A 26,295-nucleotide genomic window follows, 5' to 3' on the forward strand; every position below is an offset into this window, starting at 1 on the left:
TTTATAAATCATAATTTATAGACTATGGCTTGGTTTAAAAGAAAAGAAAAAGGAATTACAACTCCAACCGAAGATAAAAAAGATACGCCCAAAGGTTTATGGTACAAAACACCAACCGGGAAAATTATAGAATCGGAAGAACTGGCTAAAAACTTGTGGATTTCTCCGGAAGATGATTACCACGTTAGAATTGGAAGTAAAGAATATTTTGAAATTTTATTCGACGACAATAAGTTCAAAGAATTATTTGGTTCTATCACAGCAAAAGATCCTTTAAAATTTGTTGATACCAAAAAGTACAGCGAACGTTTAAAAGAAGCTAAAGACAAAACCAATTTAAAAGATGCGGTACGCGTTGCAGTTGGAAAATCCAAAGGTGCTGATTTAGTTGTTGCCTGTATGGATTTTGCTTTTATTGGTGGATCAATGGGTTCTGTTGTAGGTGAAAAAATTGCTCGTGGAATTGATTATTCTATCAAAAACAACATCCCGTTCATGATGATTTCAAAATCAGGTGGTGCACGTATGATGGAAGCTGCATATTCGTTAATGCAAATGGCTAAAACATCGGCAAAATTAGCGCAGTTGGCAGATGCTAAAATTCCTTACATATCATTATGTACCGATCCAACAACGGGTGGTACAACGGCTTCTTATGCCATGTTGGGCGATATTAATATTGCAGAACCAGGTGCATTAATTGGCTTTGCAGGTCCCCGTATTGTAAAAGATACAACAGGTAAAGATTTACCAGATGGTTTTCAAACTTCGGAATTTTTATTAGAACACGGCTTTTTAGATTTTGTAGTTCACAGAAAACAGTTAAAAAACAGAGTAAACTTATACATAGATTTGGTTTTAAACAGACCATTACGTTAACAAAAAGCATTGCAATAGCAATGCTTTTTTGCTTATTAAGCAGTATTTACAAGATAAATTTGCAATAGCATAATAAAAAAACAAAAGCTATTTTAAACATTATCAAAACTTTAAAAAATAATTACAAATTAGTTTTTTAAAACCCTTGTAAAATAAAATAAACGTTCTATATTTGCAGTCGCAATACAGACTTACGGTTTGTTTTGATTCGCTCGAGTGGTGGAATTGGTAGACACGCTGGACTTAAAATCCAGTGAGCAGTAATGTTCGTGCGGGTTCAAGTCCCGCCTTGAGTACTTTTATTTGCAGATATTGAAAATGTTTTTAAATTTGCAAACTATGTTCTTTACATAAAAATAATATGCGAAAATAGCTCAGTTGGTAGAGCGCAACCTTGCCAAGGTTGAGGTCGCGGGTTCGAACCCCGTTTTTCGCTCAACGTTGCTACAACTGCTCGAGTGGTGGAATTGGTAGACACGCTGGACTTAAAATCCAGTGAACAGTAATGTTCGTGCGGGTTCAAGTCCCGCCTTGAGTACTAACGTTTTTTTATATTATTTGCGAAAATAGCTCAGTTGGTAGAGCGCAACCTTGCCAAGGTTGAGGTCGCGGGTTCGAACCCCGTTTTTCGCTCTAAAATCTATTTATCTGCTCGAGTGGTGGAATTGGTAGACACGCTGGACTTAAAATCCAGTGAGCAGTAATGCTCGTGCGGGTTCAAGTCCCGCCTTGAGTACAAATATTTATTCAAGACTTATAAATAGATTTTTAAACTTCTCTGCTCGAGTGGTGGAATTGGTAGACACGCTGGACTTAAAATCCAGTGAACAGTAATGTTCGTGCGGGTTCAAGTCCCGCCTTGAGTACAAAAAAATCCTAAAGAAAATTCTTTAGGATTTTTTTATTTTTGTCTATAATTTATAATAGAGCTATTAGCACTAAATACACCTACATGAAAGAAATAAAAATATTCTATCCCACAAATGTTGCTGAATGGAGAAATTGGTTACAAGAAAACCATCTTACACATCAGGCGGTATGGGTTGTTTTTCATACTAAATCATCAGCTAAGCCTACAATTACTTGGAGTGAAGCTGTTGATGTTGCTTTATGTTTTGGATGGATCGACAGTAAGAAAATCTCAATTGACAAGGAAACTTCGCATCAATATTTCAGTAAACGTAAGGCACAAAGTACGTGGTCTAAAGTAAATAAACAGAAAATTGAACTACTTACACAACAAGGTCTAATGGCAGATGCTGGTTATAAAACCATTGAAATCGCTAAACAAAACGGTTCATGGACTATTTTAGATTCGGTTGAAGAACTTATCTTGCCAAATGATCTAAAGCAAGCGCTTAAATTGAAACCTTTCGCTATGGAATTTTATGAAGGTTTAAGCAAATCTGCCAAAAAAGGAATTTTATTATGGCTTGTACTTGCAAAAAAACCGGAAACCAGACAGAAAAGAATCGATGAAATTGCCGAGTTGGCATCACAGAACAAAAAACCGAAGCATTTGTAAAAATTTGCATTGCCAAAATCGCATAATTCTATTTTTTGTTTGATTATTGCTAATATCTATTCTTATAAAACTTGTTAATTGTAAATAAAATCAAGACCTTTGCGCTGTGAAAACAGCAACACTCATATTGTCATTATTCATGCTTTTTAAACCGATCTTTCCGGTTGTTGAATACGTGGTGCTGTACGATTATATCACAAAAGAACTTTGTGTGAACAAAGACAAACCCGAAATGGAATGTAACGGAAAATGTCACTTAATGAAAGAAATGGCTAAAAACGCCGATGCTGACACCAAAGACAAATACCATTCTTTTTCCGTAGAAACTCAAATTGTTTTTTATCAGGATTTACTTGCTGCATTTTCAGCAAGCTTTGTGAAACCTCATCTTAAAAAAGTACTTTTTTCAAAAATAAACACATACAGTTTCTCTTTCTGTAACCTTATTTTTCACCCTCCGGTTTTTAATTAGTTTTTAGTATTCTTACCATTTGGCTATTTCTGTTTTATACAGATACTTTCTGCTATGCGTATTTTTTACGTCACTGCAAGTAACGCGGTAAGACTATTTATAGGATCTATTTTCATATCAGTTGTTAATTCGGCAGGAATAATCGTGCGCTTATTTTAGAAAATGAGAGTCGATTTATCCTACCCGAAATACAACAAACTAATTAATTATTCATAAAACCATGAGAGTATTTAATTTACTGTCGGCTGCATTCTTGTTTGTAGCTGTAACTTCGTGTACATTAGATAAAACTGATTACGAAGCCGAAATAAGCACCGAAGTAACCGAATATTACGAGTTTAAAGAAGCTGTTGCAATCAACAGCGGTAATTACAAAATAAGTATCGAAGCTTTAAACGGAACTTTTTACAAAGGATACAACGAAATACGTTTAAAAATTAACAATACGCAGACAAACGAATCGTTAAATAATGTAGAAGTTTATTTTCTGCCGATAAAAACAAATTTAAATGGAAATAAAACTTCCTGTCCGCATCAATACAACCTGATCTATCAAAATGATAAAAATTATTATTCGGGATATGCAGTATTTACAGCAGAAAGTAATCCATCAGACGAATGGCAGCTTTATGTATACTTTACCGATTCTGCTGAAAAAGTCAGTATAAATACAACCATTCAAGTTAAGCAGCAAAGTAATAAAAATCTGAATATGACTTCTTTTGTGGGAAGTGATAATTCGGAATACATTATTTCATTGGTGGCTCCGCAAAAACCAAAAGTCGCCGAAAACGAATTGGTTGCAGGAATTTATCGTTATGTTGAACCAACAAATTCTTCCGAAACTTTCCCCGATCCATCGCAATTTACTTTTGAAGAAGTTTCTGGTTACACCTTGCAGTTAGATCCACGAATGCCCGAACCTTCTATGGGAAATCATTCATCGCCAAACAATAAAGATTTGGTTCAGCTAAACGACAAATTTTATCACGGCGTTGTAAATTACACCATGACAGGCAATTGGACTTTGAACTTTATTATGCTTAACGAAAACGGCAAGATTATTAAAGGTACCGAAGTTTCTAAAGATTTTACGCCGGGTGTTGAAGGAGCAAAAAGCGAACTTTTTATTGATATTTTATTTTAACGCAATGAGATATCTAACACTACTAATGCTTTTTTGCGGAATCATTGCAAATGCACAAATTACAGAAACTGATAGTGTATCAACTGTTTTAGACGAAATTAAAGTAGAAGTTGCCGTTAAAAAGAAGATTGAAACCGACATGAAAATGGCGGTATCGGTTGATGAATTTTTGGCATCGTCTGATCAAATAAGTTTTATAAAACGTGGCGCGTATGCTTGGGAACCTTTATTGAACAACATGAGTACCGAACGATCTACCTTGACCATTGACGGAATGCACGTTTTTGGTGCCTGTACCGATAAAATGGATCCAATTACGTCGTATGTTGAGAGCAATAATCTTTCTTCAATTGATATAAAATCGGGACAAGAAGGCAGCATGCACGGATCTACCGTTGCAGGAAGTATCGACCTAAAACGAAAAAGCACGCCTTTTGGTTTGGATAAAAAATGGAATGGCGCGTATCAATCTGGGTTCGAATTTAACAACAAGCAATTTTTTAATATGGGAAATGCTTCGTATTCGGGAACAAAATTTGTAGCCGACGCAAGTATTTCGTATCGAAAAGCAGAAAATTATTCAGACGGAAATAATACAGAAATCAAGCATTCGCAATATAAGAAATTCAACACTTCGCTGGGAATGGCTTATAAAACCAGCGAATTGTCATCGGTTCGGGTTGATGCAATTTTCGATGTTGCCAAAGATGTCGGCTTCCCTGCCCTACCTATGGATTTGTGGTTGTCGCGTGCGCTTATAACATCGGCAGCCTACAAACAGCTTTTTGAAAACGGATTGGTTCGCGTTTGGGATACCAAGGTTTATTTTAATGCCGTTGAACATTATATGGACGATACTACTCGTCCCGAAAATCTGGTGCATATGGACATGCCGGGTTGGAGTACGACTTACGGTTTGGTTTCAACGGCAAATCTGCAAAATAACAATTTGTCAAGCGAAATTCAGCTGAATGCGTACACCAACGAATCTATTGCAGAAATGCGCATGTACCCGCAAGACCGCAGCAAACGCACTATGTTTGCATACAGCTGGCCCGAGGTTACCACTGCATACGCCGGACTTTCGATCAACAATTCTCTTGGTATTTCAGAAAGAAGTCGGTTGAATTTTGGCGGATCGTTAGGATATAATTACAATCATTCAAAATATGTAGAATTTAACTGGATTTTTCATCCTGGAGCACCACAGGAAAAATCACGAATACTTCCAAGTTTACATGTAGGTTATCAGCTTACCATCAATAAATTCAATTTTTCTGTCGGTGGCGGATACGGTCATCGTGCGCCATCGGTTTCCGAAGGTTACGGATATTACATCTACAATAGTTTTGACCGATACGATTACATTGGAAATCCAGATTTGAAAAACGAAATCTCGTATGAAGTTAATGCCAGCGCAGGTTTCAAAGCTGAAAAAATGAGCATTCAGGTAAAAGTGAATTATTTTTATATCGATAATTATATCATCGGTAAAATTTTAAGTTTGGGCAGCCCAATGAATTATCAGTCGGTTGGTGTAAAAGGATACACGTCTTTAGATTATGCTACGCTGTTTAATTTCTCATTGAATGCATCGTACCAAATTTCCGATCATTTACATTGGAAAGGGCTGGCAACTTATGCCCGCGTAATGGATTACAATCAGAATAATCTTCCGTTTATTCGTCCGTTCAGTTATCAAACATCGTTGCATTATCATTATAAAGATTTCCACTTTCAAACATCGGTAAACGGCGATTTTGCACAAATTAACTACAGCCCCGAATACGGTGAAGACGAAACTTCAGCGTACACCATTTGGAATATATCGGCAGATTATTCCTTTTACATAAAAAACGTAAAAACCACTTTTCAGGTTGGTGCAGAAAATCTGTTGAACGAATATTACAGCACCTATGCCGATTGGGGAAATATCCCAAGAATGGGTAGAAACATTTTTACATCGTTAAAAATCAATTTTTAATTAAAAAATATCCCACCATAGATACATAGGAAAAAGCATGACTATGTGCTAAAAATTAATCAAATAAGTTCAAATAATAAAAATTCAAAACAAATGAAAAATCTAAAAAAATATCTTTTATCAGCAGTAATTTCTGCAGCATTTATCTCTTGTAACAGCAACGACGATCAACCTGTCGCAAACAACGTAACGTTAGAATTTAACAACACATTTAAAGATCAAACCATTGTTTTAGGCGATGCCACAGCAACCAACGCTACTGTAAATACATCGACCGCAGGACAAACGCATTCTTTTTCGGAGTTGAAATATGTGATAAGCAATATCCGTTTGATAAAAGCAGACGGAACTGAAATTCCTTACAACGTAAACGATTTGGATAAAGGCGCAACGGTTATAGATCAGGCAAAACCAACTTCACTAAACTACGTTTTAAACAATATTCCCGCAGGCGAATATAAGCAGATTAAATTCGGATTAGGTGTAAAAAATAGTTTGAACACTTTGGATCAAGTTCGATTTCCTAATTTTTACGCAGCAGCAGGTGCAAACGATACCGAAATGATGTGGGAATGGGGCGCAGGATATCGTTTTACCAAAATTGAAGGTTTTTACGATACCGATAAAAAAGAACTTTCTATTCACACAGGCAGCACCGTTGAAGGTGAAGAAGGAAATTATACGCAGGGTGTTGATGCGTATCGCGATATTACATTGAATCTACCTACTAATGCTATTGTTGACAATAAAGCCCCGAAAATTGTGATTAAAGCTGATTTTGACAAATTATTGAGTGGAAAAACGCACACCATTACGCTATCATCGGGTACGGGAATGGACGATAATGCTACGCCAAACGTTCACACGGCTGTACAAATGTTGAAATTTGCAGATAATTTGGGCGGAAACGGCACCAACGATACCAGCGGAATGTTCTCTGTTAGCAACGTACAAAATTAGTTTTACTATTAAAGTCGTTGCTAAGTCAACGGCTTTAATTTATCTTTTTTAAAATGAAAAAAATCTTTTTATTTTTAATTCTGATACTGACTTTGTCTGCTTGTTCAACAAACGATTATGAACCGATTGTTTACGAAAATCCGGAAATAGCTTTTGATATTCCCGATGGATTTCCACAGCCGAATTCTTCCATCTATACAAACAAACCCACCAAATACGGTGTTGAATTAGGCAAATTACTATTTAACGATAAAAGATTCAGCGCCAACAATTCCGTTTCGTGTGCCAGTTGCCATATACAATCGAATGCTTTTGCTGATACCAACATTCAAGCCATAGGAATTGAAGGCAGAATTGGTTTGCGTAACACGCCTCCTATTCAAAACCTTGCGTTTATGAAGTTTTTTAATTGGGACGGAAGCAAACTGAATCTGGAAAGTCAGCCTATTTTTCCTATTGTAACTCATGAGGAAATGGATTCGTCAATTTTGGAAGTAATCGGTAAAATAAAAGATGATTTGCAGTACAAAGAACTGTTTAAAAAAGCATTTGGCGATGAAAACATTACTGCCGAACGTATTTACCGAAGCATTGTGCAATACGAATACACGCTGATTTCGGCAAACACCAAATACGACCGAGTGATTCGAAACAAAAGCGAAACATTTACAGAAAGTGAAGCAAAAGGTTATGAAATTTTTCAGCAGAAATGTGCTAGTTGTCATAGTGGCGAATTATTTACCGATCAAAGTTTCAGAAACATTGGTTTTCCTATAAATACAAATTCTAACGAAGCCGGAAGAGCTCGTGTAACCGGAAAACCCGAAGATTTTATGAGTTTTCGAGTTCCATCACTACGAAATGTGGAATATACCGCACCTTACGGCAGTTTTGGTCAATTTGCAACGTTGAAAGAGGTGTTGGATTATTTTGATAACGGCGTTTTATCTGCTGATAATCTGGATCCTATTTTTAAAGAAAACGATAACAGAATTCCGCTTACCGAAGATGAAAAAGAATATCTTATTGCTTTTATGAAAACCTTGAGCGATAACGAATTTACCGGTCGTGATTAAAATTAATGTAACTGATGCTTGTGACAAATCGCAAAGAAGTTTGTAAATTTAGATCAAGATAAAAATTATATGAAAGCATTGCTTATTGGTGCAACTGGTGCCACCGGAACAGATTTGTTGGAAAAATTACTCAACGATACAACTTTTGATGAAGTAACTATTTTTGTGCGCAAACCAATTGCGCTTACAAACGATAAGTTAAAGGTTCATGTGGTAAATTTTGATCGACCTGAAGAATGGGAACATCTTGTAAAAGGCGATGTCGCATTTTCGTGTTTGGGAACTACTTTGAAAGCTGCGGGAAGCAAAGAAGCACAGCGAAAAGTTGATTATGATTATCAGTACAATTTTGCGAAAGCAGCGAAAGACAATAATGTAGCGCATTTTATTTTGGTTTCATCGTACGGAGCCAATTCAAAATCGAGTATTTTTTATTCCCGAATTAAAGGCGAATTGGAAGAAGCTGTACAAGTTCTTCAATTTCAAAAAACAACCATTTTTAATCCGGGTATGCTACAACGTAAAAATACCGACCGATCAGGAGAAGTTGTTATGGAAAAAATTCTTCGATTTATGAATACGATAGGTCTTTTTAAAAAACATAAACCATTATCGACTGACGTTTTAGCACAAGCAATGATTAATGCCGCCAAGAATCAGACAAATTCATATGATGTTATAAAACTGAATGATATTTATAAATTAGGTATCAATTAATACCGCTTATTAACCAAAAAACCTCAAACATAACATTTGAGGTTTTATATTTTCAATTCAATTTAAAGTTGTAAACAATACTTCCAATCTGTTCTGCTGCGGCTGATGACTTTGGTTCCCATTTGGTACGCATTGCGGCATCTTTTGCAATATTTTTTAAACAGCTTGAACTGTTTGTAGTTCCTTTAATTCCTGGTGTTGCACTAATTACATTTCCATTTCTGTCAACCACTACACGAACTACGATCGTTCCTGCTTCGTTACAGTTGTTTTGTGGTGTTGGGCGTGATGTTGCTTTTCTACCCGATAACGAATAACCGTTTCCACCACCTGTTCCAGATCCAGATCCCGCACCAATTCCCGTACCACTTCCTGTTCCGTGACCGCCGCCTGTTCCACCACCAGAACCTCCATCTCCATAATAATTGTTAGAATTTAACGATCCGTCTTTTCTACCTTTATTACCTGCAACGCCGTCATTACCATCGCCACCCGATTTATTTCCGTTCAAGCTTGATGCTGCATTCTTAACAAAATCGGAAACCTGACGTGTTTTTGGTTGTTCTTTTACAGGTTTTGTAATGGTTTTAGGTTTATCTTTTGTGCTAGTCGTTTTCTTAACCACTGTATAATCGCGAACGTCTTTGGTATTTTCTTGCGCTAAAATTTCGTCTTCAACTTCGGGTTCACGGGCTGCTGCCGATTTTTTATTAGCTTCGGTAACATTTAATACTTCGCTTGTAAAATCGGGACCCATACCCAAATCGCTGTCTCCAAAATTAATTTCGACTCCGCCACCGCCACCGCCTGCTAATTCAGATATAGCAACAGAATTTGCAAAACGTATAAATATTAAAATCATCAACAAAACTCCAACTACTGCTGTTGTTATTGCCATTGATTTTTTTTCTTCGTTTGTAAACTGCATCATCATATTTTCTAATAAAGCTTAAATTTTAGGTAAATATACATTTTTTATTTAGTTGTATAAAAAAAGCAAGTATTTCTACTTGCTTTAATGTATATATTGTGTTGAAACTACACTAATTGTTTTAAAGCGGTTTCAAAAGCTGCTGCAGAAATATCTGTTTTAGATGAATTCAACGCGTGTGCTTTTTCTAACGCTTTTTTAATGATGTTCGATGTATCTTCGAAAACTTTAGCATCGTTCATTTCAACTCTGCTTTCCATGAAGTAAGCAAAAACGCGTGCCATACCACAGTTCGAAATGAAATCTGGAATTAAACTGATTTTAGAATCAACATATTCCATAATTGGACCAAAGAAAATTTCTTTATCTGCAAAAGGAACGTTCGCTCCGCAAGAAATAACTTCTAATCCGGCATTAATCATTGCATCAACCTGTTCTTTTGTAATTAAACGTGAAGCTGCACAAGGTGCGAATACTTCAGCACCCATACTCCAGATTTTCTCGTTAATTTCTGCAAAAGGAATCATGTTATCTGCAACCAACGTATTTCCATTTTTGTTTAAGAATAAGGTTTTGATTTCCTCGAAAGAATATCCTTCCGCTTTCATAATACCACCGTTGCGGTCAATAATACCAACAACTTTAGCACCCATTTGTGCAAAGTAATAAGCTGCTGCTGCACCTACGTTACCAAATCCTTGAACAATAACTTTTTTACCGTTTACGTTACCGCCGTAAATATTGTAGTAATGATTTACAGCTTCGGCAACACCGTAACCTGTAATTAAATCGGCAACGGTAATTTTTTTAGCAACATCTGGCGTGTACGCAGGATTTACAACTTCCATTAAAACACCTTGACGTAACTGCCCAATACGGTTGATTTTTTCTGCTTCGGTTGGTTTAAAATGTCCGTTGAACACCCCTTCTTGCGGATGCCATAAACCACAATCTTCAGTCATTGGGATTACTTCGTGAATTTCATCAACATTTAAATCGCCACCTGTTCCGTAATAATTTTTCAATAAAGGAAAAACCGCTTTGTACCAACGACGTAAAACACCTTCTTTACGCGGATCAGCAGGATCGAAATTAATACCAGATTTTGCACCACCAATAGCCGGACCTGCAACGGTAAATTTCACTTCCATAGTTTTAGCCAAAGACAAAACCTCGTTCATATCTAATCCTTTACGCATACGCGTACCACCACCTGCAGCACCGCCACGCAATGAATTAATTACTGTCCACCCTTCTGCTTCTGTTTCAGAATCAGACCAATGAAAAACAACTTCTGGTTTTTTATCTTCGAATTTCTTTAATAAATCTTTCATTATATTGATTACTTTTTATTTTCTGCACAAATATAATTCATTACAAATCAATTTAGCAATTAGTTCTTAATAATTCCTTATTAAATATAGTACCCGAACAATGATTTTTTGATGCACCCGTAACACTGCTCAGCACATTATCTGTATTTGTAACACGCAACACACCCAAAAAAGCAAAAATTACAGCTTCTTTAAATTCAATTAATTCTTTAGACCCTAACACAACGGTTGTATTTGGTGCGTAAAACTTTAACCTATTAATAAGGTGTTCGTTGAATGCGCCGCCGCCTGTTACCAATAATTTTGAATTTGATTTTTTTAGGATTGATGCTATTTGATAAGCGATATGTTCTGTTACGGTTGCCAAATGATCTTGCGCGGTTAATTGATATTTTTCGATCAGTGGAAGATAAACAGCATTTACTTGTTCTATTCCTAATGATTTTGGACCTTGCTGATTGTAGAACGATAGATTGTTCAAATCATTTAACAAATCTTGATTTATAGTTCCTTGTGCTGCGAAATTTCCACTTTCATCAAAATCTTTACCTAATTTTTTTGCGAAGTGATTCAACAAAGTATTAACCGGACAAATATCAAACGCAATTCGTTCCTTATTTTCTTCAAAAGAAATATTAGAAAATCCACCTAAATTCAAACAATAATCATAATCAGCAAAAAGTAAACGATCGCCTATAGGAACCAACGGAGCTCCTTGTCCGCCTAACTTAACGTCCTGCACACGGAAATCGCACACAAAAGGCAACGAAAGCATATCGGTAACAGTCGGTAAATTTCCAATTTGCAGGGTAATTCCATTTTCGGGTTGATGTAAAACCGTATGTCCGTGCGATGAAATGAAATCCAGATCAGTCAAATTATTATCTGTAATAAAATCAGCTAAAAATTCGGCTAAAAAATACGTGTATTCAATATTTAAAAGATGTAAATCGGTATCAGAAAGATGAATGGCATGCTGTAATTTATGTTGCCAATCTTTAGAATAAGCCGTTGTTTTTCCTGAAATAAAGTCAAAACTCCAAACACCTTTATTCTTTGTAAATTCTACAACGGCACAATCAATTCCGTCTAAAGAAGTACCTGACATTACACCAAGCACTTTAAATTTTTCTGTATTCATAAATTAAAATTAAAGATATTTTTTGAAAAATTCGCAATATTCAATTATATTTGGAGCGAAAAATTAACGTGTTTATAAAAACAATATTAATAGATGGATTTTAAATTAACTGAAGAGCAATTAATGATTCAACAAGCTGCTCGTGATTTCGCTCAAACTGAATTATTACCTGGAGTTATTGAACGTGACGAGCACTCTAAATTTCCTGCTGATGCAGTAAAAAAAATGGGTGAGCTTGGATTTTTAGGAATGATGGTTGACCCAAAATATGGTGGCGCTGGTTTAGACAGTGTTTCTTATGTTTTGGCAATGGAAGAAATTGCTAAAGTTGATGCATCGGCAGCGGTTGTTATGTCTGTTAACAACTCGTTGGTTTGTGCGGGAATGGAAAAATACTGTTCAGAAGAACAAAAACAAAAATATTTGGTGCCATTGGCATCTGGTGAAGTAATCGGCGCTTTCTGTTTATCTGAACCAGAAGCAGGATCTGATGCTACATCGCAAAAAACAACTGCGGTTGATATGGGAGACCACTATTTGTTAAACGGTACTAAAAACTGGATTACAAACGGTAGCACCGCATCAACTTACTTGGTTATTGCACACACGCACCCAGAAAAAGGACATAAAGGTATCAACGCTTTTATTGTTGAAAAAGGATGGGCTGGTTTTGAAATTGGCCCTAAAGAAAAGAAAATGGGAATTCGCGGAAGTGATACGCATTCTTTAATGTTTACCGATGTTAAAGTTCCTAAAGAAAACAGAATTGGCGAAGACGGCTTTGGTTTTGCTTTTGCTATGAATGTTTTAAACGGTGGACGTATCGGTATTGCATCACAAGCATTAGGTATTGCGCAAGGTGCTTACGAATTGGCTTTAAAATATGCTAAAGAACGTAAAGCATTTAAAACAGAAATCATTAACCACCAAGCAATTGCTTTTAAATTGGCAGATATGGCGGTGAACATTACAGCAGCACGTATGTTGTGTATGAAAGCAGCGTCTGAAAAAGACAATGGCGAAGATATTTCTATTTCTGGAGCAATGGCAAAATTATTTGCATCGCAAACAGCTATGGATACTACGGTTGAAGCAGTTCAAATTCACGGAGGTAACGGTTATGTAAGCGAATACCACGTAGAACGTATGATGCGTGATGCAAAAATCACTCAGATTTACGAAGGAACTTCAGAAATCCAAAAAATTGTAATTTCAAGAGGAATTGCTAAATAATAGCAACTTTATAATATCAAAACATAAAAAGGCTATCGTTTTCGGTAGTCTTTTTTTATTTTAGTAAAAAATTTGATCTATGACAACCGAGCAGAATTTAAAAGTAAAACTTACCTTAGGATATATATTTTTAATTGGTATTTTCAGTTTATCGATCCTTTATATATTGCGTGAAGTTAAAAACCTTAATGTTTCTAAAGACGATCTTTTAACCGAAAACACCAAAATTATTGAATTAGGTACTATTGTAAGCGATTTGTATGCGACTGAAAACTCGGGCAGGTTGGCGCTACTTTCTTACGATAAAAAAGCGGCGAAAGTATATCACAATCAGTTAGATTCGTTAATTTTAAGAATAAATGTTTTAAAAACAGATAATATTCAAAACGAAACCCTTAAAAACAAATTAGATACGATTACCAGCATTATAAATCTAAAAAGTTTAACTTTTGATCAGGTTTTAGATGTTCAATCAAAATACATCAATTTTGATATTTATAATGAAGCTAAAAATCAAATACAAACCATACATAACGAATCAGATCAAAAAATTGTAAAAATTGATACAGTTGTAGAAAAAACAAATTTTTTTGGTCGGGTATTTGGATCTATAAAAAATAAAGATCAAGAAAACCAAGAAAGATTAGATAGTCAAAATGCTAAAATTAAACAAGAACAAGAAGCAATTCAAAAAGAAAATCAACAAAAAATAAATGAAGCAACAGAAAATATCTTCTCGGCAGCAAAGAAAAACGAATTAAAATTACTGAAAAGATATTACGACAAAGAAGCGTTATTGATTAAAAGAAATCAGGAATTAAGCAATCGTTTGCGCGATCTATTGTCTGAAGTTGAGAAAATTGTCGTAGAATCATCGAACACCAAATACGAATCAAGCAAAAATGTAATAGATAAGGTTAGTAATAATATTGCCAAAATCGGGATCATAATTTCGGTAATCGCATTGTTTTTTGGTTTCATCATTCTGCGTGATTTGAACAAATCGGCTTTAAACAAGCAAAAGCTCGAAAAATTAAATCAAGATATGCAGGATTTAATGAAACAAAAAAGCTTTTTTATGGCAACTATTTCGCACGATATGGTTTCGCCCATAAATTCGTTACTTGGTTTTTCGGCACTTTTGCAAAACACTCTTAAAACGGCAAAACAGAAAGAATTCCTTAAAAACATCATTCAATCAACAAAATACATCAAGAAAATGGTGGATGATCTTTCATTGTTTTCGAATTTGGAATATAACAAAATTAAGATCAAAACCGGAAAATTCAACTTTAACGATTTGCTTCAAAACATATCAAACAACCTTAGAAACAGTGCCGATAAAAAGCAAATTGATCTGGTATTTAATATCGATGAAAAACTAAATGCAGATTTTAATTCTGATGCCTTTAGAATTCAGCAGATTTTAACCAACGTAATTTCTAACGCCATAAAATTCACACATAAAGGCGAAGTTCGTGTTGATGCCAATTTAGATAATAATTTGGCAATTATTAAGATTACCGACACCGGAATTGGAATTAAAATTGAAAATAAAGACGATTTGTTTGTAGAATTTGTACAGGCGCATAACAATAACGAAAGTTATGGTGGATCTGGCTTAGGGCTTAATATTACCAAACGTTTGGTTGGGTTATTAAATGGATCTATCCATTTTGAAAGTGAATACAATAAAGGAACCATTTTTTATATTACCATTCCGTTAAAACATTTTGAAGAAGATCCAGAATCGGTGAAAGAAGCCGATTACGAGTATGATAATGCCAAGAAATTAGAAAACAAAAAGATTTTGATTATTGATGATGATCAGCTGCAATTGAAATTAATCGAAGAAATTTTTGGTAATAAAGTTAAAAAGCTAACCACTTTAGAAAACGGCGCGCTTGCAAAAGAAATTCTGCAACAAGAACAATATCAGTTAATTATTACCGATATGCAAATGCCTTTTTACAGCGGACTGAAAGTGATAGAAGATATTCGATCATTAGAAAATTATAAAGATACGCCTGTAATTGCGCTAACCGGAAAAATTGATTTTGACGAACATGAATACAAAAAGCTTGGTTTTAATCATTATATGAGAAAACCATTAAATATCAATACATTATACAATACCATTTATAAGATTTTGCGTATTAAAACGAAAGAACCAGCAATAACTGCAACTCAAAATATTCCGACTATGAAATTAAATTATGATGATTTTGATTTAACCGATTTATTTAATTTGTTGGAAAATGACAAAGAAGCCGTTAAGCTTATTGTTGAATCTTTTTTTACAAGTTCTAAAGCCGATATCGAAGTTTTAAACAATTCGTTCGCCAATAATGATATTGAAACCGTGAAACAAACCGCACATAAAATGCTGCCCATGTTCCGTCAGTTAAAAATAAACGAAATTGTAGATAAATTAATTCTTCTGGAACAAAAAACATCCGATTTATCTACCGAAGAAATGCAGAAAACAATTTTGGAAATTAGCGAAAAAACACCATCAATAATCAAAGAAATAGAAAAAGTAATCGTTTAAGAACTTACAAAACATAAAACACTCATTTATTGTTATGGATACTAATTGGAAAAGAAAATTTACCATTCTGTGGATTGGTCAGTTTATTTCTTTAATAAGTAGTTCTGCCGTAAATTTTGCCATAATTATTTGGTTGAGTTTAAAAACAGAATCAGCCGAAGTATTGGCTTTTGCTGCTATTGCAGCACTTTTACCGCAAGCATTGATTGGTCCGTTTGCGGGAGTTTATATTGATCGTTGGGATAGAAAAAAGACCATGATTTTTGCCGATGGTTTTGTTGCTTTGTGCACATTATCTATGTCGATAAGTTTTTATTTCGGATACGAAAGTTTACCGCTTATATACGTAATGCTGGGGTTGCGATCGGTAGGATCTGCCTTTCACATGCCCGCCATGCAGGCTTCGATTCCGTTATTGGCACCACAATCAGAATTATTGCGTATCGCAGGTATCAACCAGATTATTCAATCGGTTTCGGGAATCGCAGGTCCGGCTTTAGGAGCTTTTGCCATTGGTATGTTATCTATTGGTAACGTGTTGCTTTTAGATATTTTCGGAGCAGCATTTGCCATTATTTCGCTGTTGTTTATTTACATTCCCAATACTATTCCCGATGAAAAAACGGCTGCGAGTTTCCGTAATATCTGGAACGATATGAAAACGGCTTTTTACGAAATTACGCGCAACAAAGGTTTATGGTATCTGTTTTTATATTCCATCGTGGGGTTATTCTGTATTATGCCGGTTGCAGTGCTTTTTCCGTTGCTAACGATCAATCATTTTAAAGGCGATAAATTCGAAATAAGTATTATTGAAATCATTTGGGGCGTGGGAATGTTAGTAGGCGGCGGTTTGTTAGGAATTTGGAAACCAACAATAAGCAAAGTAATTATTATCAACTTCATGCACATAATTATTGGCGTTACGTTTGCTTGGTCGGGCTGGTTATCGGCAAATCAGTTTGTGTTTTTTGTAATCTTAACGGCAATCGGTGGAATTTCCGCATCACTTTATAACGCCAGTTTTACAACGATCATTCAAGAGGAAATTCAGCACAATATGTTAGGTCGTGTTTTTTCTTTGTATTACAGTTTTTCGGTGCTTCCATCAATCATCGGATTACTGTTCACAGGTTTTATTGCCGATTTTATAGGAATTAATCACACTTTTATTATACTTGGATTGGTAATTATTTTAATAGGCATCTGTTCTTTTTGTACACCTGCATTAATGAACTTATCAAAAAACAAAAATTTGTAAAAGCTGTTTTAAAATATACTACATTTGTTTTACAAAATTAAGTATTATGCAATATGTATATTTAGCAATGGCTGCTATTGTTTTGGCTTTATTTGGCTATAAAAAATTTACTGCTTCAAAGAAAACCAACGAATATCTTCCTAAAAACGAGAAGAAATAAAAAAGGGATTGTTTAAAACAATCCCTTTTTTTTAATATATATTTTAATTACTTTTTAAACTTATACTGAACACCTAAACCTACATTAAAGTAACTTCCTGATCCTTGTTTAATAGCGCCACCGTTAAAACCGTAATCCTGACTGAATTGGTTTACAAAAGTTCCATCGATAAATACAGAAAACTGAGAAGTAAAGTTGTATTTTGGCATGATACCAATTTGTGCAACACCTGCCAAATCATTATCACCTCCTAATTCACTTTTACCTGAAGCCAAACCAAAACCTGCATGTGCGGTAACATCAAAAGGCTGCATCATTCCGCCGTTAACAGCTGCAAAAATATTATAAGTAGCTTCTAACATTAATCTGCTGTACTTTACACCATGATCTTCTACATCTTTATGCTTAAAGTTTGAGCTTGCAAAGGTTCCGCGAACTCCCCAAACATCATTAAGGTGGTAATTAAGACCTAATTGGAAAAAGTTAAATCCGCTATAATCGCTTGTTGTAATTCCTTCGTTTGGACTTAATGCAGAGTTTAATCCATATTGCGCTTCAACACTTAAATTATCGAATACACTACCTTGTGTTTGTGCCTGAGCTTGCACATTTATACCTGCAAATGTTAAACAAGCAATGGCTAAAAGACCTTTAAAATTTCTTTTCATGAACTTTTGTTTTTGATTAAATCATTTAAACGCACAATTTACAATTTTTAGTATTTAAAATGTAATTTATTTGCATTAATCGCAAAGATTAACAATTTCATAAAAAAAACCTTGATAATCAAGGTTCTATTTTAAGGGATTATACGGTTCTGGTTTCCAATCTTCGCTTAATAAGTTTATAGAAGAATAATGAACAGCATCTTTAGAATCGAATTCTCCATTTTTGTTGATATCTTCTATCGATCTGAAATACAATTTCTCATCAATCACCTGCCAATCTAACAACTCGTGCAAATCGGGGGTAAGTTTTGTGAATTTTGTTCCGTTGATTTTAGAGATGTACAACGTTTTAATATCGTTATCGTCATACCTTCCATCCTTATTGGTATCAACATCTACCAAAGTGTACACCAAAAACTGTTTGTTTGTTTTTAATGCCAATTCGTCTAAATAATTGATCGACAAAATTTCCATTCTATTTTCTGTCAGTGGTTTTAAATCTAACGAATCTTTGTGCTGAAACATTACGTTTGTGATAAAACCGGTAATTTCAGGAGTAGAATAATTGGATATTTTATAACTAACCTGATTATTTATTTTTGAACTTCCCGATCGTGACGATCCCGTATTATATACACGAACATTCCCAATTGGATGCAATAGGTAATTGGTACCGCTAAATTTTATAGGTAAATCGGCAATTTTAATTTCGGTAGAATCAATTTTCTGATAATTAACTTCGGCGGTGTTTTTTTCGTTTTCGTAAATTACTTTTGGCGTCTCGGTTTCTTTTTTACAAGAAACAACGGCTACCAAACTAACTGCTAAAAGGGCTATGTACGATTTCATAAGCTTTTAAATCTTCATTCAAATATAACGAATTTCACGTTTACCAACGCATATTTAGTTTTAAATTAAAGGTACGCATGGTCATTCGGTTTGGAATGGCGTACATTTTTTTCTCATAAACATCGCGAACCCACGTATTTGTAATGGCGTTTTCGTTGTTAAACAGGTTGTAAATTTCAAAACCTACCGACATTTCTTCAAACGGTTTTAACCATCTTTTTTCTGATTTGAACGTTTGATCCTTGAAAATGTACGAGAATCCGGCATCGGCTCTCATATAATTTTTTAATCGCAACTGATATTGATATGGATCAACATACGATGGCGATCCGCCCGGTAACGGCGTATTGTACACCAAGTTTAAATACAATTTTAAATTAGGAATTGTTGGCATGTAATCTTGAAACATCAATCCTAACTTTAAACGCTGATCGGTTGGGCGGGCAATAAATCCTTTGTTATTATAATTTTCTTCGGTTTTTAAATACCCTACAGAAAACCACGATTCAATTCCAGGAACAATTTCTCCATTCATACGCATATCGGCACCATAAACATAGGCTTCGGCATTATTATCGGCTCTGTATCTTATTCTAACATTCTCCAAAGTATAAGTATTTACGTTTGATAAGTCTTTATAATACAATTCGGTAAACAACTTAAACGGTGTGTTTTTTATTTTGAAACTATAATCGTTCGATAAAGCGATATGTATTGACTGCTGTGCTTTTACGTTTGGATTTATCGATCCATCCATGGCACGTAATTCACGATAACTTGGCGGCTGATGATACAAACCACCCGACAAACGAAACACCATATCGGTATTTTCCCAATTAGGTTTAATGGCAAATTGCGCTCGTGGACTGATAATAAATTGCGCGTTTGATGTTTCGTATCCTTCTGCACCAACATTCCAATAATGCGCTCTTGCTCCGACATTAACAAACGTTTCGTGCTCGCCGATTGCTCCACGTCTGCTCCACTGTGCAAATCCGTTTAAACGGTTAATCTTTACAAAATTTGTCGCACGAACATTCTGATAAGGTAATAATTCGCCTTGATAAGGTTCGTAAGGCTGATTGTTTGGTGTTGAAAAATACGGATGTGCCAACGAAAATCCTGCCGAATCTACCACTTCCCACTCAACTAAACGGTCGCGAATATCTTCGCTAACATAACGCACGCCCCACTCTATTTCATTTTCGTCTAGTTTATGTTGCCCTTTAACTTCGGCACTCACAATTAAGGCATCGTAATTATTTCTACCGTGATTCAACTGCGAACCTAAACCAACGGTATATTCTACTTCTCCTGCATTTCCTCCTAAATCGCCACTCACGTTTCCTAAATTGTACTGACCTAAAATATCGTAATATTCTTCTTCTTTTGTATGATAAGCCGATGCAATTATTTTATAACTGTTTTCTAAATTAGGTTTAAAAATACCTTTAAATGCTCCGAAATATGTTTGGTATTTATCTATTTCTGAACCTTCGTAATAAACCGACATTTCTTTAGAATCGCCAATGGTTCCGAATTTTGTGCGTTTAACCAGCGGTGTATATTCGTACACATTAGATGATGCATTTAAAAGCAAACTCCACTCCCATTTTGCCGACGGTTGAAAAGTTATTAACGATTGCGCATCTAAATAACGCGGTTTATAATCTACTTCAACATCTTGCGAATTTACCAGTAACGCATTATTTCTGTATCTGAAACCGGTAATTGCGGTCCATTTTTGATCTTTCGATGCCAAATCAACCGTAACACCGCCACCTAAAATACTGGCATCTAACTGACCGCCGAATTGTTTTGGTTTGCGATAGGTAATATCTAACACTGACGACATTTTATCGCCATATTTTGCTTGAAATCCACCGGATGAAAAATCGACTTTCTCGGTCATTGAATTATTGGTAAAACTTAAACCTTCTTGCTGACCAGATCGAATCAAAAAAGGTCGATATACCTCTATTTCATTTACATAGACCATGTTTTCATCAAAGTTACCTCCACGTACATTATATCCAGATGAAAGTTCATTATTAGAATAAACGCCTGGAAGTGTTTTCAATATATTCTCTACACCGGCATTTGCACCAGGAATTCTACGGATAACATCGGGCGAAATAATGGTTGTTCCTTCAAACCGTTGCTGTAGATTTTTATCGATAACCAGCTCTTTCAATTCTTCAGAATGATCGCTTAAACGGATATTCAGCTCAAAAGACTGATTTTCTTTTAACGATTCTGTATAGGTAACCGTTTGGTAAGCATCTGCCTGAAATTTTATGGTAATTTGATCTGACGGAGAAACTTCTAAAAAATAAAATCCGTTGGCGTTGGTGTAAACCTGCCTATCTTGTGCCTGTACCAGCACATTTTGTACGGGAGAATCTTGTTCGTTTAATACAACACCCTTAATTTGAGCCGTTTGCGCGAACCCAAATGCAGAGATTATAAAAGCCGAAAAAACATATATGCTTTTGTTCAAAATATTTTATTTAGTTAACAACTATAGTTTGTTCAAATGTAGTATTATTTCCAACACGGTCGGTAACTTCTAATCGTAAAGTATTGGTACCGGCTGTAAATTTTTTATCGCTTAATTTATGAATTAATTTCTTTGTTTTGTAATCGTAATCAAATAAAATCCACTCGTTATTTAAATATCCGTTGTAAGTATCAATTCCCGATAGCTTGTCTTCAATTTCAAACACCAAAACATCATCTGCCGTAAATTCACTTTGACTGCTTGTGAAACTAACAATGGGATCTTCTGTATCTTGTACCAATTTGTATGTTCCCAATTCTTTTGTTCGAATTCTAAAATCATTATCGCGCTTCCAACTATCAAAAAACTTGATTTTTTTACCATCGGTTTTTCCTATAAACGTTTTGTCTTTGTTGGGGTAATCATCTGGAACAATCATTTTTATGCTGATATTTTTCTGAACCGGATATTCGTCCTTATGCAAAACAAGCATATTTTCTGCAAAATCCATTTTTAAATAAACGTCTTCAAAAAAAGTACGCGCATCCCATTCAACCGAAACATTTTTATCTTCAAACGCATAGTCTTTTAAATAATCGATATACTTACCTGCTGGTTTTGGTTTTTCTACAGTTTGATAATCGGAATATTTAATAGGAATATTTATGGTTTGTTTATTGTCGTGTGCATCTAAAACTTCTATTTTAAAATTGAAATCTGAGTTTTCCTCTACATTTATATGTCCGTTATTCTTTTTTGTTTTGATTAAACTTAAAGGCAAATCGTTAATAACGAATAATTTTTGAATTCGATTTTCTGTCAATTGATAATATTTATAATCGATATACTGATTAAGGTATTTAGATTCATCAAACGAAAATTCATCAAAAACCACTTCAAAATATTTCGATCCATTCAAATAAGTCACAATTTTATAGATTCCGTTTTTACCGCGACTTCCATTTTGTGTATCGTGCGTGTTAATTCCGAAACCAATTGATCCTTTTGCCTGAATAGTTTCGCTGTTATACGTATTATTTACCTTATTTAAAGCTACTTCAAAAAACGAATTTTCGTTATTAATTATTGTTTCATCTGTTAACGGATACACGTAAACACCATTAATAATTGCCTGTTCGGTGTCGGTAATTTTATCTTTTAAAGAAACAGCAATTGGGTTTAAAATATGCTCGGTTTTGGTATCGCGAATTTCATAATGCAAATGTGGTCCGCCAGATCCGCCGGTGTTACCAATGTATCCAATAATATCGCCTTTTTTAACAGGAAGTTCGTTTGTAAGGGGAAATAATTCCATTTCGAACTTTTTATTTTCGTAATGTTTTTCGTTCACATAGTTAGCAATTTTGTCGCCATAAGCACTTAAATGTCCATAAACAGTGGTGTAGCCATTATTATGTTTTACGTAAAGTGCTTTTCCATAACCAAAGCTGCTTACTTTCAATCGATTTACAACGCCATCGGCAGGTGCGTAAATAGGATCGCCAATTTTGTAATTTGCAGTAAAATCAACACCCGCGTGAAAATGATTCGGACGCAATTCGCCAAAACTGCCTGCAACTAGCAATGGAATTTTAATAGGAATATCGAACTCCGGAATATTTTTTTGCTGTGCAAAGCAATTTATACCCATCAACAACAAACAAATTAATCTGTAAATCATACTTAATTTTTTAATAAAGAAGAAGATAACAAAAATTTAATTATCTAATTTAAAAATACAGAATTAAATTAAAACAAATAAACCACGGATATTTCATTTTTTTTTTTTATTTTCGATGAAAGAATAGTAAATTTGTATAATTATTTAAGTGCTGAATAATGGAAAAACTAAGTGATATCACTTTATCGATTGAAACGAAGTTAAACAAATTGATACAGCATTTGGAAAAAGTTGTAAAAGAGAATAATCAGTTAAAAAGTGAACTTTTACAATACCAGACACAGCAGACAATTTTGCAACAAAAACATATTGAATTAGAAAAACAATATGAAAATTTAAAAATGGCAAATGCGTTATTGGGCAGTGAAGATTTTAAAAAAGAAACAAAACTAAAGATAAATTCATTAGTTCGGGAAATAGATCATTGCATATCACAATTAACAAAAATAGATTAATTGTTTATGGAAAAATTAAAGATAAAAGTTTCTATTGCAGACAGGGTTTACCCTTTAACCGTTAATCCGGAACAAGAAGAAGGAATACGCGCTGCAGTAAAAAAAATAGAAACGATGACCTTACAGCTCGAAGAAAATTTTGAAATGCGAGACAAGCAAGATGTTTTAGCCTTTTGTGCTTTACAGTTTGCATCGCAAGTAGAACAAAACAGAATACAAAACGAAGAAGGTTTAGATAATTCTAAAGAAAAACTAATTGAATTTAATAAAGGTTTAGATCATATTTTATTAAAATATCATATAAAATAACAGCTTTAATTTAAGGCTAAAAAATACTGCTCACATTAGCTACTGTTTGATAAACTCAACACTAACAAATTAAAATGGGTGAACCATTGCCACTAAAGCAAGCCATCTTTGAATGGATCCTTGAACGGCAAGATAACTCAAAACTTGTTTTCCAGAGTTTATGCAACTCTTCTAATGTGGGCTTTTTTTATTAACTATTTACACACGAATGGAAACAGCAATATTTATTATTTGCGCAATTATAGTGGGTGCGGGAATTGGTTTTGCCATTGCAAAATACCTTGAAAAAAACAACGCATCATCTATACTTAAAAACGCAAACAGCGAGGCTAAAGTAATTTTAAAAGATGCACGAGCAGAGGGAGAAACTATTAAAAAAGATAAAATTCTTCAGGCAAAAGAAAAGTTCATTGAGTTAAAAGCAGAACACGAACAAATTATTTTATCGAGAGATAAAAAAATGGCAGAAGCCGAAAAACGTACACGTGATAAAGAATCACAAGTTTCAAGCGAATTAAACCGTGCGAAAAAAGCAGCCGAAGAAAGCGAAAAAACAGTTAAAGATTACGAAGCAAAATTAGAATCTTTAGAGAAAAAACAAGAAGAAACCGAGAAATTACACCGTGTTCAGGTTGAAAAATTAGAGCAAATTGCCGGTTTAACTGCAGATGAAGCGAAATTACAATTGGTTGACAGTTTAAAAGCCGAGGCTAAAACACAAGCAATGGCTTATATACAGGATACTGTTGAAGAAGCTAAAATGACGGCTCAGCAAGAAGCTCGTAAAATCATTATTAACACCATTCAGCGTGTTGGTACGGAAGAAGCTATAGAGAACTGTGTATCTGTTTTTAATATTGAATCAGACGATGTAAAAGGACGTATCATTGGTCGTGAAGGTCGTAATATTCGTGCTTTAGAAGCGGCAACAGGTGTTGAAATTATTGTTGATGATACTCCAGAAGCTATTATCCTTTCATGTTTTGATCCTGTAAGACGTGAAATTGCACGTTTGTCATTACACAGATTGGTAACAGACGGACGTATTCACCCTGCAAGAATTGAAGAAGTTGTTGCTAAAACAGCAAAACAGATCGACGAAGAAATTGTTGAAACTGGTAAGCGTACCGTTATTGATTTAGGTATTCACGGTTTACACCCGGAATTAATCAAGATGGTTGGACGTATGAAATACCGTTCATCATACGGTCAAAACTTATTACACCACTCTCGTGAAGTTGCAAGACTTTGTGGTTTAATGGCTGCCGAATTAGGTTTAAACGTAAAATTAGCAAAACGCGCAGGTTTATTACACGATATTGGTAAAGTGCCTGATACAGAAAGTGATTTACCACACGCATTATTAGGTATGCAGTTGGCAGAAAAACATGGTGAAAAACCAGAAGTTTGTAATGCCATTGGTGCTCACCACGATGAAATTGAGATGAATTCTTTAATATCACCAATCATTCAGGTTTGCGATGCTATTTCAGGAGCAAGACCAGGTGCACGTAGACAAGTTTTAGATTCGTACATTCAGCGTTTAAAAGATTTAGAAGATATTGCTTACGGTTTTGGTGGCGTTAAAAATGCTTACGCAATCCAAGCTGGTAGAGAATTACGTGTTATTGTAGATTGCGAAAAAGTTTCAGATGAATTAGCATCTAACTTATCGTTCCAGATTTCACAGAAAATTCAAACCGAAATGACGTATCCAGGTCAGGTTAAAATTACTGTGATTAGAGAAACAAGAGCAGTAAATATTGCTAAATAATATAATCAAAGTTTATTATAAAAAGAAACAGAGCTTTAAGCTCTGTTTTTTTATTCTTCTTCGTCTAAATATTCCTCGTCTGAAAACCAATAACTGTCTAACATGGTTTTATCTACAAATATTTCCAAACGTTCGGTTTCTTGTTCAGATACATATAAACGTTGCGTTTTCCCGATACTTTCAGACAAACGGTGTAAACGTGTATCGTGGCGTAATCGCAACAGTTCATCGGCATTGTTAATAACCAGCATTTTTAGTTGATTTACATCAAAACCGGCATTACCAAACATAAAACTCAAACGCTCAGGTGTTCCTATCAACACATCAATGCCGACAGAAATTTGGTTTTTATCTTCATCTAAATCAGTTTTATCGTGCGTCATAAAAATACGCAAATCGGTATATTTTGCCAGTTCTTTAAAGACCAATTCCATTTGCAATGCTTGTGGTTTATCTTCTACAATAATTAAAGCTCGGGGAGACAACATAAAGGCTTTTTCTAAACGTTGAATTACCGAAACAGCAATTGTTTCTTCTCTTTCTTTTTGATCTTCTATAATCAGCACCACATCGTTACCAGATTTTATGGTCCCAAAAGCTTCTTCAATAACATTCGGAGCTTCGGTTAAACCATTTTCGATTAAAGCTTGTTGTAATTTTGGATTTATCTTTTTTAAATTCATCTTGT

22 protein-coding genes, 6 tRNA genes and 1 other RNA gene are annotated in these 26,295 nt (G+C 34.7%); 21 read left to right on the forward strand and 8 right to left on the reverse strand.

Annotated features, from left to right (window positions below; genetic code table 11):
* Positions 1-24: 24 nt before the first annotated feature.
* From accD to BM253_RS07855, 14 genes are all read left to right on the forward strand, one after another.
* Positions 25-879, forward strand: coding sequence for an acetyl-CoA carboxylase, carboxyltransferase subunit beta (gene accD, locus BM253_RS07790; RefSeq protein WP_091521858.1), 855 nt, complete (start codon positions 25-27; stop codon positions 877-879).
* A gap of 210 nt (positions 880-1,089) precedes the next feature.
* Positions 1,090-1,175, forward strand: a tRNA-Leu gene (locus BM253_RS07795).
* Between the two features lie 67 nt (positions 1,176-1,242).
* Positions 1,243-1,315, forward strand: a tRNA-Gly gene (locus tag BM253_RS07800).
* 16 nt (positions 1,316-1,331) lie between these two features.
* Positions 1,332-1,417, forward strand: a tRNA-Leu gene (locus tag BM253_RS07805).
* Positions 1,418-1,439: 22 nt separating this feature from the next.
* Positions 1,440-1,512: transfer RNA gene (locus BM253_RS07810), tRNA-Gly, on the forward strand.
* 17 nt (positions 1,513-1,529) lie between these two features.
* A tRNA-Leu gene (locus BM253_RS07815) sits at positions 1,530-1,615 on the forward strand.
* Between the two features lie 44 nt (positions 1,616-1,659).
* Positions 1,660-1,745 (forward strand) — tRNA-Leu (locus tag BM253_RS07820).
* Between the two features lie 86 nt (positions 1,746-1,831).
* Positions 1,832-2,404 carry a YdeI/OmpD-associated family protein gene (locus BM253_RS07825; protein ID WP_091521862.1) on the forward strand — a complete coding sequence of 191 codons (573 nt, stop codon included), beginning with the start codon at positions 1,832-1,834 and terminating at the stop codon, positions 2,402-2,404.
* Between the two features lie 106 nt (positions 2,405-2,510).
* Positions 2,511-2,876: a hypothetical protein gene (locus BM253_RS07830; protein WP_245758470.1), complete on the forward strand. Its 366-nt coding sequence runs from the start codon at positions 2,511-2,513 to the stop codon at positions 2,874-2,876.
* Between the two features lie 220 nt (positions 2,877-3,096).
* Positions 3,097-4,023, forward strand: coding sequence for a hypothetical protein (locus BM253_RS07835; RefSeq protein WP_091521867.1), 927 nt, complete (start codon positions 3,097-3,099; stop codon positions 4,021-4,023).
* Between the two features lie 25 nt (positions 4,024-4,048).
* Positions 4,049-6,007: a TonB-dependent receptor plug domain-containing protein gene (locus BM253_RS07840; RefSeq protein WP_397334408.1), complete on the forward strand. Its 1,959-nt coding sequence runs from the start codon at positions 4,049-4,051 to the stop codon at positions 6,005-6,007.
* 93 nt (positions 6,008-6,100) lie between these two features.
* Positions 6,101-6,967: an MbnP family protein gene (locus tag BM253_RS07845; RefSeq protein WP_091521871.1), complete on the forward strand. Its 867-nt coding sequence runs from the start codon at positions 6,101-6,103 to the stop codon at positions 6,965-6,967.
* Between the two features lie 53 nt (positions 6,968-7,020).
* A complete protein-coding gene (locus tag BM253_RS07850; protein WP_091521874.1) occupies positions 7,021-8,043 on the forward strand; it encodes a cytochrome-c peroxidase in 1,023 nt (340 codons plus the stop codon).
* Positions 8,044-8,112: 69 nt separating this feature from the next.
* Positions 8,113-8,760 (forward strand): NAD(P)H-binding protein, encoded by a 648-nt coding sequence (locus BM253_RS07855; RefSeq protein WP_091521877.1) that lies wholly within the window; start codon positions 8,113-8,115, stop codon positions 8,758-8,760.
* Positions 8,761-8,812: 52 nt separating this feature from the next.
* Here the strand turns inward: BM253_RS07855 and BM253_RS07860 are convergent, their stop codons facing one another.
* The 3 genes from BM253_RS07860 to BM253_RS07870 all read right to left on the reverse strand — a co-directional run bounded on the left by BM253_RS07860 (position 8,813) and on the right by BM253_RS07870 (position 12,166).
* Entirely contained in the window at positions 8,813-9,694 is an 882-nt protein-coding gene (locus BM253_RS07860) for an energy transducer TonB (protein ID WP_245758471.1), read from the reverse strand.
* A 104-nt stretch (positions 9,695-9,798) separates the two neighbouring features.
* Positions 9,799-11,025 (reverse strand): Glu/Leu/Phe/Val dehydrogenase dimerization domain-containing protein, encoded by a 1,227-nt coding sequence (locus BM253_RS07865; RefSeq protein WP_091521881.1) that lies wholly within the window; start codon positions 11,023-11,025, stop codon positions 9,799-9,801.
* A 52-nt stretch (positions 11,026-11,077) separates the two neighbouring features.
* Positions 11,078-12,166 carry an anhydro-N-acetylmuramic acid kinase gene (locus BM253_RS07870; RefSeq protein WP_091521884.1) on the reverse strand — a complete coding sequence of 363 codons (1,089 nt, stop codon included), beginning with the start codon at positions 12,164-12,166 and terminating at the stop codon, positions 11,078-11,080.
* A gap of 93 nt (positions 12,167-12,259) precedes the next feature.
* Between BM253_RS07870 and BM253_RS07875 the strand changes: the two genes are divergently transcribed.
* The 3 genes from BM253_RS07875 (at position 12,260) to BM253_RS07885 (ending at position 17,211) form a co-directional block, all read left to right on the forward strand.
* Positions 12,260-13,399, forward strand: a complete 1,140-nt coding sequence (locus BM253_RS07875; RefSeq protein ID WP_091521888.1) for an acyl-CoA dehydrogenase family protein — start codon at positions 12,260-12,262, stop codon at positions 13,397-13,399.
* A 79-nt stretch (positions 13,400-13,478) separates the two neighbouring features.
* Entirely contained in the window at positions 13,479-15,950 is a 2,472-nt protein-coding gene (locus BM253_RS07880) for a hybrid sensor histidine kinase/response regulator (RefSeq protein ID WP_091521890.1), read from the forward strand.
* A 34-nt stretch (positions 15,951-15,984) separates the two neighbouring features.
* Positions 15,985-17,211, forward strand: coding sequence for an MFS transporter (locus tag BM253_RS07885; RefSeq protein WP_091521892.1), 1,227 nt, complete (start codon positions 15,985-15,987; stop codon positions 17,209-17,211).
* Between the two features lie 207 nt (positions 17,212-17,418).
* On the opposite strand, the gene BM253_RS07890 is transcribed toward BM253_RS07885, so the two are convergent.
* The 4 genes from BM253_RS07890 to BM253_RS07905 all read right to left on the reverse strand — a co-directional run bounded on the left by BM253_RS07890 (position 17,419) and on the right by BM253_RS07905 (position 23,069).
* Positions 17,419-18,039, reverse strand: coding sequence for an outer membrane beta-barrel protein (locus BM253_RS07890; RefSeq protein WP_091521895.1), 621 nt, complete (start codon positions 18,037-18,039; stop codon positions 17,419-17,421).
* A gap of 126 nt (positions 18,040-18,165) precedes the next feature.
* Complete coding sequence (locus BM253_RS07895; protein ID WP_091521896.1) at positions 18,166-18,888, reverse strand: hypothetical protein; 723 nt, start codon at positions 18,886-18,888, stop codon at positions 18,166-18,168.
* 40 nt (positions 18,889-18,928) lie between these two features.
* Positions 18,929-21,388, reverse strand: a complete 2,460-nt coding sequence (locus tag BM253_RS07900) for a TonB-dependent receptor (RefSeq protein WP_245758472.1) — start codon at positions 21,386-21,388, stop codon at positions 18,929-18,931.
* 10 nt (positions 21,389-21,398) lie between these two features.
* Positions 21,399-23,069: a M23 family metallopeptidase gene (locus tag BM253_RS07905; protein WP_091521899.1), complete on the reverse strand. Its 1,671-nt coding sequence runs from the start codon at positions 23,067-23,069 to the stop codon at positions 21,399-21,401.
* 158 nt (positions 23,070-23,227) lie between these two features.
* On the opposite strand from BM253_RS07905, the gene BM253_RS07910 reads away from it, so the two are divergent.
* From BM253_RS07910 to rny, 4 genes are all read left to right on the forward strand, one after another.
* The gene (locus tag BM253_RS07910) at positions 23,228-23,524 is read left to right on the forward strand and encodes a hypothetical protein (protein ID WP_091521901.1); all 297 of its coding nucleotides are present in this window, start codon (positions 23,228-23,230) and stop codon (positions 23,522-23,524) included.
* Positions 23,525-23,530: 6 nt separating this feature from the next.
* The gene (locus tag BM253_RS07915) at positions 23,531-23,833 is read left to right on the forward strand and encodes a cell division protein ZapA (protein WP_091521903.1); all 303 of its coding nucleotides are present in this window, start codon (positions 23,531-23,533) and stop codon (positions 23,831-23,833) included.
* Between the two features lie 53 nt (positions 23,834-23,886).
* A non-coding RNA gene (gene ssrS / locus BM253_RS07920) (6S RNA) lies at positions 23,887-23,993 on the forward strand.
* Positions 23,994-24,041: 48 nt separating this feature from the next.
* Positions 24,042-25,607, forward strand: coding sequence for a ribonuclease Y (gene rny / locus BM253_RS07925; protein ID WP_091521906.1), 1,566 nt, complete (start codon positions 24,042-24,044; stop codon positions 25,605-25,607).
* 50 nt (positions 25,608-25,657) lie between these two features.
* Here the strand turns inward: rny and BM253_RS07930 are convergent, their stop codons facing one another.
* Positions 25,658-26,290 (reverse strand): DEAD/DEAH box helicase, encoded by a 633-nt coding sequence (locus BM253_RS07930; RefSeq protein WP_091521907.1) that lies wholly within the window; start codon positions 26,288-26,290, stop codon positions 25,658-25,660.
* Between the last annotated feature and the right edge of the window lie 5 nt (positions 26,291-26,295).

Source organism: Paenimyroides ummariense (assembly GCF_900115115.1).
Classification (GTDB): Bacteria; Bacteroidota; Bacteroidia; order Flavobacteriales; family Flavobacteriaceae; genus Flavobacterium; species Flavobacterium ummariense.